The sequence below is a fragment of the Streptomyces sp. NPDC055078 genome (assembly GCF_053607985.1).
On the sequence record NZ_JBSGUP010000425.1, the window covers coordinates 1 to 7,166 of the forward strand.

Sequence of the window (7,166 nt, forward strand, 5' to 3'; positions counted from 1 at the left end):
GGGGAGATCTCCCCGAAGCGCGGACCGGACGGCACCGGGGAACACGGCGCCGCCGCCCGCCGGGCCCTCTCCGCCGCGCGGGCGTACGGTGGGCAGGTCCCGGTCACCAGCCATGGGACAGGACGTCGTCGACGGCGGAGACGAATACATCCGCACTCCTTTCGGTCAGGCAGAGCGGTGGTTTGATCTTCAGTACGCACAGCCGGTCCGAGGTCGGCTGGACGATCACACCCAGCTCCCGCAGCCGCTCGCAGATCGCGGCCGTCTCCTCGGCGGCGGGCTCCAGGGTGTCCCGGTCGCGTACCAGTTCAAGACCCAGATACAGCCCGCTGCCGTGCACCGCGCCGATCAGCGGATGCCGCTCGGCGAGCGCTTCCAGCCGCCCCTTCAGATAGGCGCCGACCGTGCGCGCGTTCTCCTGGAGCGACTCCTCCCGCAGGATGTCCAGCACCGTCAGGCCCACCACGGAGCTGACCGGGCTGCCGCCCGCCGAGGCGAAGAAGTAGCCCTGCGAACGGTAGGCGTCCGCGATCTCCCTGCGGGTGACCACCGCGCCCAGCGGATGCCCGTTGCCCATCGCCTTCGCGATCGTCACGACGTCCGGCACCACGCCCTGCTGCTCGAATCCCCAGAACCAGTCGCCGAGACGCCCGTAGCCGACCTGCACCTCGTCCGCGACGCACACGCCACCGGCGGCACGCGTCGCCGCGTACACCTGCGCGAGATACCCGTCGGGCAGCGCCATGCCGCCCGCGTTCCCGTAGTACGCCTCGGCCAGGAACGCCGCCGGGGCACGGCCCGAGCGGGCCAGCTCCGCGATGGCGGCGGCGGCCTCCGGGCCGTACCGCCCGGCCTCGGTGCCCCGGTGTCGGCCCCGGTAGGCGTTGGGCGCGGGCACGGTGTGCACCCAGTCGGGCCGTGAGGCGAGCGCGCCGGGGTTGTCCGCGGTGGAGGTCGAGACGGCGTCGCCGGCGTAGGTCCAGCCGTGGTACGCCTCGCCGACCGCGACGACGTCCTGCCGGCCGGTGGCCGCCCAGGCCAGCCGGAGGGCCAGATCCACCGCCTCGGAGCCGCTGTTGACGAGGAACACCGTGTCGAGTTCCGGCGGCAGCAGTCCCGTCAGCCGCTCGGACAGTTCCACCACCGATCCGTAGTGGAAGCGGGAGTTGGTGTTGAGGCGCCGCCACTGCCGGTGCACGGCGTCGCTCAGGGCCGGGTGCCCGTGTCCGAGGACGGTGACGTTGTTGAGCATGTCGAGATAGGTGCGGCCCTCGGTGTCCATCAGATGGTGGCGCCAGCCGCGCTCGATCCGGGGCGGGGCGAGGTAGTAGTGCTCCTGCACGGTCGCGAACGCCCGGCTCCGTCTGGCCAGCAGCCCGGCCGCCTCGGCCGCCTCTCCTGCCGCCTCCGTCACCGTCGGCGGGGCGTCCGCCGCGGCCCGCGCGGTGTCCCCTCCGGGCTGCTCCCCCGCACCCGTGTCCCTGCCCGCGCCCGTGTCCCTGCCCACGTCCGCACCTGCGACGGTGCCCGGGTCCGCGCGCAGGAAGAGCAGCCGGGAGGGATCGGGGCAGACCTCCAGCCAGCCTGCCGCCAGTTCCGCCGCCACGAAGCGCGGAGTCTCCTCCGCCGGGCCCAGCCATGACAGCTGGACCCACAGCGCTCCCCCGCCGCCGTTCCCCGGCACCGTGCCGAGTTCCTGCCCGGCGGCCACCGGTCCGGACCGGCCCCTGCGGTCAAGTCCGTCCAGCACCAGCGCGGGTCCGCCGTCCCGGCTGAGTCTCAGAGCCCGCGGGCCGTGGTGTTCGACGGTGCCCGCCCAGGGCGCATGGACGGCCGTGGCGGCACGCGGATGCACCTCGACGCCGAGTGCGAGCGTCGCCGTGCCGGGGGCGGTGTCGACAACCGCCCGGGTGAGCCGGTGCTCGCCGTGCCGCGTCCGTACGGCGACGGCCGCCGCTTCCGGCGGATCAGCCGGGTCAGCGGTGAGCGCCAGCGCCACGAGCGCCGCCTCCGCGCCGTCCGCCAGCCAGCGCCCCGAGTGCAGTTCGTCGTTGTGCACCGACAGCTCCAGTACGGCCACGGGCGCGGCGCCGGCCCGCCTCCCGCGGTCTCCGTCGTCCCGGTCTCCGTCGCTGCCGCTGTCGCGGAGCGCGGGCAGCAGCGGATGTGCCGCCGCCGGGCACCGGTCCGCCGCCGGTTCACCGAGCGCCCGGCGGAACTGTCCCGTCATCACCTCGGCGGGCACCGACACGGCCGCCTCGAACATCGCCCACTCCCGCTCCAGCGCGGCGGCGGCGTAGGTGTTGCCGGGGTCGAGGAGCACATCGTGCCGTCCGCTCACCACCAGCACACCCGCGCGCAGCACGATCAGCGGCCACAGGGCGCCCACCTCGTCAGGGCCGAGCGGCCGGACGGCGTGGAAGGCGCGCACGGCGGGCAGTACGGAGGCGGGCGAGGCGCCGTGGTGGTGGAGCACCGACGTACAGGTGACGGCGAGTTCGGCCACGGTCCAGCCGTGCGCGAGATCTCCGAAGTCGATCACCCCCACCGGCAGCGGCCGTCCGTCGCGCTGCCGGTCGCAGACGACGTTGTTGTCGGTGACATCGCCGTGGATCACCTGCACCGGCAGCCGTTCGGCGTACGCCCCGACCTGCGCGTGGGCCGCGCGGACGGCCCGGAGAACCCTTTCGGCATCGGCCCGCCCGGCCATCCGCGGGGCGAGTGCCTCGATCACCCCGAGGGCATTGCGCAGATCCCACTGGCCGGGCGGCCCGGCCTCCGGAGCACTCGCTCCCGCCAGCCCGGCCGCGATCCTGCCCGACACCTCGCCCAGCCGCGCGACCACGGGCGGCGCGAGATAGCGGCTGTCCATGATCGGTTCACCGTCGACGTAGTCCAGCAGCCGGCAGTGGAGGTGGCCTTCCCCGGTGGCGAGGGGCTGGAGATACGCGCCGTCCCGGCCCCGATGGGCGCGGGGCAGCCGCAGCCCCGGTGCCGTCGCGGCCAGTTGCCCGACCGCCTCGCACTGGGCACGCAGCGAGTCCGGGTCGGCGGCCGGATGGGACACCTTCAGCACATACGACCGGCCGGAGTCCGTGACCACCCGGACGTTGAGGTCCTGTTGACTGCCGAGATCCAGCAGGGAGCCGCTGACGCCGAAGCCACCGGACAGGACGTCCGCGATCTGTTCCCTATCGACCTCCGGTATCCGGGATATGAGCCAGTCGGGCGTGGATGTGCTCATGCCTGGTCCACTTCGCTGTGTGCCTTCACTCTTTGCCGAATCGATCCGGCAAAGCTAGTCAGGGCCCATCGTCGTGTCAATGGTCCGCGCTCACGGTGCTCCCGGCAGCCCTCGTTCCGACCGTCACCGGCATCGCGAAGGCCCGAGAACTCGCCGGGGAGCGCACCGTCGCCGTGGCGGCGGGCGATGCCGGCGGGCAGGCACTCGCTCTCGGGCTGGTGGACGAGGTGGCGATGGACGTCGTACCGGTGGTCCTCGGCTCGGGCAAGCGGTATTTCGGGCCGGTCGATGCCCAGTATCTGCCGGAGGACCCGCACCAGGTGATCCAGGGCGACCGGGGGCCGCACCTGCGCCACCGGGTCCGCCGCTGAACGGGCGACGGCGAATGCCGGGCGCCGGGACAGGGACGTCGGCCGTCACGGGCGTTTCGCGCCGGGCATACGCCTCGGGCCGATGGCATGTCACGCATGGCCGGGGTGGGGCCCCGATGAGGGGGTGTCAGCCGGTGCGGCCGATGTGGATGACCACGACGGTGACGGTCGCGTCCGCGATCTCGTACAGCACCCGGTAGCGGCCCGCATGCATACGGCGCAGATCCGGGGAGCCGTATTCGGCGCTGCCCTCGGGCCTCGGCCGGTCGGCGAGGAGGTCGACGGCGTCCATCAGAAGACGCAGGCCGCCGGGGTCGTCCTGGAGGAACCGGGCGGCCGTGTCGATGGCGGCCTCGTCCCAGATGACCGTGTGCGTCAAGACCCGCTCTCCAGCCCGAGCCGGGCGCGCACCTCGGTGTGCGGCACGCCCTCCGACGTGCCGGATTCCTGCCGCCGGCGGTAGAGGGCGAGCGCGAGCGCGTCCTCAAGATCGGCGAGTTCCTGCGGGTTGATCAGAACCGCGGCGGGCTGGCCATGGTCCGTGATCGTGATCCGCTCGCGGGCGTGCGACGCCCGCCGGACCAGCGACCCGAACCGGGCGCGCGCCTCGGTGATCGGAAGAGTTTCACCCATGCACAGAACTGTACACTTCCCGCAACTTCCGCAGGAGGGGTCCGGGACCATCGATCGGGCAGGGGCGGCGGCTCGGCAGTACCGCCCCGCGAGTCGCTGGTGCCGGCCCGCGAGCACGAGACCCGGTCCCGACGGCTCCACCGCCCGCGGTCAAGCCTTCGCGTTCATGGCGGCGGGCGACACGGCCCCGGCCGGTGACTCGGCTCCGCCGGGCACCCCGGATCCCGGGTCCGGGCCGGCCGGACCGCGTGCCCGGGTGGTCGGTGCCGAGCGCGTGCCGGACCGCCGGGTCACGCGCCCGGCCGGGGAAGTCACCGATGGCGGCCGGGCATCGGCGCGACGGCCCGGCCTCGTCCGCGCACCGGCGGAGCATGTACCAGCGGAGCACGACGGCCGAGTTGCCGCCGTTGCCGCAGTTGCCGCTGTTGCCGCTGTCCCCCACCACTGTGCGGCCGGCTCCGGGCGCTCTGCGATGCTGACGCGATGTCGAGCACAGAGAACCGCCCACGGCCGCCCGTCAGCCCGGACGCCCCCTCAGCGATAGCGAGTCCCCTGCTCACCCAGTGGTGGCTGGACCTCGCCTTCGTCCACTGGGCCGTGGACCCGGCCGCGGTGGCTCCGCTGCTGCCGGCCGGGACGGTTCCCGACACCTTCGACGGGACCACCTACGTCGGCCTGGTCGCCTTCCGGATGCACCGGGTCGGCTGGTTCCGGCTGCCCGGAGTCCCCTACCTCGGCACCTTCCCGGAGACGAATGTGCGCCTGTACTCGGTCGACGCGCACGGCCGGCGCGGTGTGGTCTTCCGCTCGATGGACGCCGCGCGGCTGCTGCCGGTGCTCATGGGGCGGGCCGGATTCCGGCTGCCGTACGTATGGTCCCGTATGTCCGTCCGCTCCGATGGCGACGACGTCGTCTACACCAGCTCCCGGCGCTGGCCCGCGCCGCGCGGCACAGGCAGCCGGGTCGCCATACGCAAGGGCGAACGCGTCGAGGAGCCAACGGAGCTGGAGCACTTCCTGACCGCCCGGTGGGGGATGCACAACGCCTTCCCCGGCGGTGTCGCCTTTCTGCCGAACGACCACCCGCGCTGGCCGCTGTACCGCGCGGAGCTGGTCGAATGCCGGGAGGAACTGGTGGTGGCGGCGGGATTGCCCGAACCGCAAGGGGAGCCGGTCAGCGTGCTGTACTCGCCGGGCGTCCCGGTCCGCCTCGGCCGGCCGGCCCGCCCGCCCGGGATCCCGGCCCCGTGAACGGTCGGGCCCCGGCCGCCCCATGAACGGTCGGGCCCCGGCCGCCCCATGAACGGTCGGGCCCCGGCTCCGTGAGGCGACGGACTCCCCCGGTCCCCCTGGCCTGCCGACCCGCACGACTCGCCCGGCGGCCAGGTCCGGAGCCGGGGCAGGCGCCCACACGCCCACTGCCTCACACCAGTTCGGGTTGCGGTTCCGGCTGCCGCGCCGGTGCGGTCTTCGGCTCCCAGAGTCTGATGGTCCGCACATAGCCGAGGATCACCGAGACCATCGACAGAAGGAGAAGCGGCCCGAACACCCAGGGATATTCGATCATCTCCATCGGCAGATATCGATACGACACCAGGAGCACAGCGAAGACCGTTGTGCCGTAGGCGACAAACCGGATTCCCGACCGGTCCCAGCCTCGGTCGAACGTGCGCAGCGCCACCTCGATCGTGAGCGCGAAAATCACGCCGACGACGATATCCGCTCCGTAGTGATAGCCGAATCCCAGCGTTGCGCCGAGCGTGAGAATCCACCAGATCGCGGCTGCGAATCGCAGAATCCGTGGGCCCTTGCGGGCATGAATGAAGATGACGGTGGCCCACGCGGTGTGCAGGCTGGGCATGCAGTTGCGCGGGGTTATCTCGTCGAACGGCACCCGGTCCGGGGTTTCGGTCGGCGGCGGTGTGTCCGGCCATATGTCGCCCAGCGCCCAGAACCCGCCGTCGGCACTGTAGATGAAGATCGGTCCGACCACCGGGAAGATCATGTAGATGGCCGGCCCGAGCAGGCCGATGACCAGAAAGGTGCGCACCAGATGATGGCGCGGGAAGCGGCGCTCGACCGCCACTTTCCGCAGTTGGTAGACCGCGATGACGACCGCGGCGACCGCGAGCTTCACATAGACGAAGTCGAGGACGTGGAAGCCGACCGAGCCGGTGGCCCTGACCATCCGGCCCACCACCCACGACGGGTTTCCCAGCACCTGATCGGTCATGGCCACGTACTGGTCGAGCACCTGCGGACGGGTCTTCGACGTGATGATCAGCCAGGTGTCGCCGGTCTTGCGGCCGGCCACCAGCAGCAGGCCCAGCCCGACGCCCTTCAGCAGCAGGACACGTTCCGGGCCGGTGCGGCGTGTGACAGCGATGACCCCACACGCCAGGATCACCCACAACGCGCCGTTGCCGTAGTTCAGTCTCGCGTCGACCGCCCACCGCACCAGATCGAAGGCGAGGTCGATGCCGATCGCGGCACCGGCCGCGATGAACCGCTGCCGCCAGGTGAGCACCACCATCATCAACGCCATACTGGCGTACAACAGCGGCCCCGACTGGGGGGCGAATATCACTTCCCGCGCCTGGTTGGAGATCGGCCCCCGCAGGCCGTAGTGACGCGCGGCGATCTCCAGCGTGACCATGAATCCGAGGGCCACCACACCCGCGATGGCCCACAGCATCGCCCGTGGCGTGGCCCGTCGTTGACGCCACGTGGCCGACGGAATTCTGGATTTTATTCGCGAATACACCCGCGATATTTTAGTTATCAATTATTTGGCCGATTTGTTAGAATTTAGCCGAACGGGTCAATCTCCGCGCCGGTTGGCACGGTTACCGGTGATGCGCGGGCGATGAGAGCGGTCGCCGTCGTTCGATCATGTTATCGGAGCGGTACGGGTGGGT

5 protein-coding genes and 1 pseudogene are annotated in these 7,166 nt (G+C 71.8%); 2 read left to right on the top strand and 4 right to left on the bottom strand.

All coding sequences use genetic code 11. The annotated features are described in order from the left end of the window. Positions 1 to 103: 103 nt before the first annotated feature. Complete coding sequence (locus ACWF94_RS28155; protein ID WP_453494352.1) at positions 104 to 3,244, bottom strand: aminotransferase class III-fold pyridoxal phosphate-dependent enzyme; 3,141 nt, start codon at positions 3,242 to 3,244, stop codon at positions 104 to 106. Positions 3,245 to 3,375: 131 nt separating this feature from the next. Between ACWF94_RS28155 and ACWF94_RS28160 the strand changes: the two are divergent. After that, positions 3,376 to 3,615, top strand: a pseudogene (locus tag ACWF94_RS28160) (dihydrofolate reductase); the annotation flags it as partial. 127 nt (positions 3,616 to 3,742) lie between these two features. Here the strand turns inward: ACWF94_RS28160 and ACWF94_RS28165 are convergent. Both ACWF94_RS28165 and ACWF94_RS28170 read right to left on the bottom strand, forming a co-directional pair. Next, positions 3,743 to 3,994, bottom strand: a complete 252-nt coding sequence (locus ACWF94_RS28165) for a type II toxin-antitoxin system RelE family toxin (protein WP_453494355.1) — start codon at positions 3,992 to 3,994, stop codon at positions 3,743 to 3,745. Next, positions 3,991 to 4,248: a type II toxin-antitoxin system Phd/YefM family antitoxin gene (locus ACWF94_RS28170; protein ID WP_453494358.1), complete on the bottom strand. Its 258-nt coding sequence runs from the start codon at positions 4,246 to 4,248 to the stop codon at positions 3,991 to 3,993. The genes ACWF94_RS28165 and ACWF94_RS28170 overlap by 4 nt, the downstream gene beginning before the upstream one ends. Before the next feature lie 483 nt (positions 4,249 to 4,731). Between ACWF94_RS28170 and ACWF94_RS28175 the strand changes: the two genes are divergently transcribed. Continuing rightward, on the top strand, positions 4,732 to 5,499 hold the full coding sequence (locus ACWF94_RS28175; RefSeq protein ID WP_453494361.1) for a YqjF family protein: 768 nt from the start codon (positions 4,732 to 4,734) through the stop codon (positions 5,497 to 5,499). A gap of 172 nt (positions 5,500 to 5,671) precedes the next feature. Here the strand turns inward: ACWF94_RS28175 and ACWF94_RS28180 are convergent, their stop codons facing one another. Further along, the gene (locus ACWF94_RS28180; RefSeq protein ID WP_453494364.1) at positions 5,672 to 6,943 is read right to left on the bottom strand and encodes a phosphatase PAP2 family protein; all 1,272 of its coding nucleotides are present in this window, start codon (positions 6,941 to 6,943) and stop codon (positions 5,672 to 5,674) included. Between the last annotated feature and the right edge of the window lie 223 nt (positions 6,944 to 7,166).